The sequence below is a fragment of the Rhodococcus sp. NPDC057014 genome (assembly GCF_042673295.1).
Taxonomy (GTDB): domain Bacteria; phylum Actinomycetota; class Actinomycetes; order Mycobacteriales; family Mycobacteriaceae; genus Rhodococcus_F.
On sequence record NZ_JBHUSF010000598.1, the window covers coordinates 1 to 2064 of the forward strand.

Below are 2064 nucleotides of genomic sequence, written 5' to 3' on the forward strand. Positions count from 1 at the left end.
ACACCCCGACGTCGAGTTCCTGGCTGAACCTGATCGAACGGTGGTTCAAGGAACTGACCGACAAGCGGCTGCGCCGCGGCGTCTTCACCAGCGTCGCGGATCTCACCGACGCGATCACCACGTGGGCGGAGCACTGGAACAAGGAACCCAAGCCCTTCGTGTGGAAAGCGACCGCGGAAGACATCATCGCCAAAGTCCAACGCGGCCGCTCCGCCCTCCACCAGATCAAATCGCAGACAGACCACTAGGGCACTGGAGCAGACACCGCCGATATCTGGCTTCCTACCTGACGGGCCTTCAACGACCTTCTCCACCCGCGCCGCAGTTGCCGCGGCGTCTCTGCTCGAGCTCTTGATATTGAGCCTGCTGGCGCTCGCACGTCGCGTTCATTGAGAATGCAGCAGACGCGACCGCAATTGCACGGCAACCACACCCGACGCGTAAGTGGTGTGATTGTGGGTTTCGGCTAGGAGTTTCCCGGAGCAGGGCGAGACCCTGCTCCGGGATCGGGGTGGTAACCGGGAGGTACGGTCGAGCAGTCGTCACGGCTGCCGCGTCAGCGGGCCTCGGCCCGTACGGCCGATTCCGAGTCGGTCTCGGGTGTCAGGGCGTTGGGCATCCGGTTGACGCGGTATCCGATGATGGTGGAGATGGCGATCACGGTCGCCAGGGTTGCGAACATCACCCGCGGGCCGAGGTCGAGCAGCATGGGAGTCCACAGGGCGAAGACTGCGGCGAGCACGCGGGCGAAGCTGATGGTCATGCCCTGGGAGGTGGCGCGCAGCAGGGTGGGGAACTTTTCCTGCGTCCAGACCTTGTAGATGCCCTCGAAGGAGAAGGCGAGACCGAAGGTTCCGATTGCGTTGCCGATGGCCAGGCTCCACACCGAGACGCCGAATACGGCGGGGATGGTGAAGTACGCGGTGAAGCATACGGCGCCGAGGACGTACCAGCGCATGCGGTTCGGGCCGTCGACCAGTCGCATGAACGTCACCGCCAGGATGATGCTGACAAGCTGCAGGACGAGGCTGATGGTCGAGGCTACCTGCACGGTGCTGTGGGCGACGTTGACGTACATGTAGGTGCCGAACTGGCCCTTGGTGTTTGCGGCGAGGTTGATCAGCGAGTAGAAGAGCCCGAGCGAGATGAACGGGAGGATGTAGGGCAGCTTGAACAGCTGGCGCAGGGCGGAGACGTCCACTCCGTCGCCTGTCTTGCTCTCGGCGCGGTGGTGCTCGGCGAGCCACTGCTTGGACTCGGGGATGCGCATGCGCAGCAGGAGGACGATGACGGCGACGACGGCGATGTGGCCGTACAGGATCCGGCCGCCGGCCACTCCGAGGCCGCCGGCGACGACGCCGATGAACTGGGTGGTGATGATGCCGCAGTACCAGAGCACCTGGGAGAGGGCCACGAGTTTGCCTTTGCCGCCTTCGGGGGCTTGTTCGGCGACCAGTGCCAGCGAGACCGGTAGGTCGGCACCGGCGGCGAATCCGAGCATCACGATGCCGAGGCAGAGCACGGGAACGCTCGGTGCCGAGGCGAGCACGAGGGCGCCGACGGCGAGCAGTGTCACCGTCGCGGTGAATACCCGGCGGCGTCCGAACTTGTCGCCGAGTCGGCCGCCGACGAGTGCACCGAGTGCGATCGAGAGAGTCAGCGCCGAGGACAGGGCGCCGATGTTGCCCTTGGTCAGCCCCAGGGTGTCCTGGTACAGGACCAGGGCTGTTCCGGTCGAGACGATGGCGGCCGAGTCCAGATACGACGCCATGCCGGACACACCGGCACGGAACCACATCTGCTTCGTGATTTCGGTCTTCTGAGGAGTCATTTCTCTCGCCTTCCAAGGCTGTGCGCGCGAGTCACGGTCGGCTCCGGATCAATCGGAGGAGTATCCGCGAGCCGTTTTTGAACCGTTTCATAAACCTTAGGTGTGATCGCCGACACAAGTCAAGCGGAACGGATCATTGGTTTTTACTGATTAGATACCCAATGGCGAAAATGCACCTCATTCGGGAAGGCCGCCGCATTGGGCGATAAATTGAACACGTTCAATTGTAGTCG

At 63.4% G+C, this 2064-nt stretch carries 1 protein-coding gene and 1 pseudogene; one reads left to right on the top strand and one right to left on the bottom strand.

Annotated elements, in window-relative coordinates; all coding sequences use genetic code 11:
- Positions 1-248 (top strand): annotated as a pseudogene (locus tag ACFTZB_RS45270) (IS630 family transposase); the annotation flags it as partial.
- A gap of 308 nt (positions 249-556) precedes the next feature.
- Here the strand turns inward: ACFTZB_RS45270 and ACFTZB_RS45275 are convergent.
- Positions 557-1831, bottom strand: a complete 1275-nt coding sequence (locus ACFTZB_RS45275) for an MFS transporter (protein WP_378442486.1) — start codon at positions 1829-1831, stop codon at positions 557-559.
- Positions 1832-2064: the final 233 nt, after the last annotated feature.

Excerpts from the sequence above, each read along its gene's own strand:
- ACFTZB_RS45275 (WP_378442486.1), bottom strand. The coding sequence starts at position 1,831 with ATGACTCCTCAGAAGACCGAAATCACGAAGCAGATGTGGTTCCGTGCC.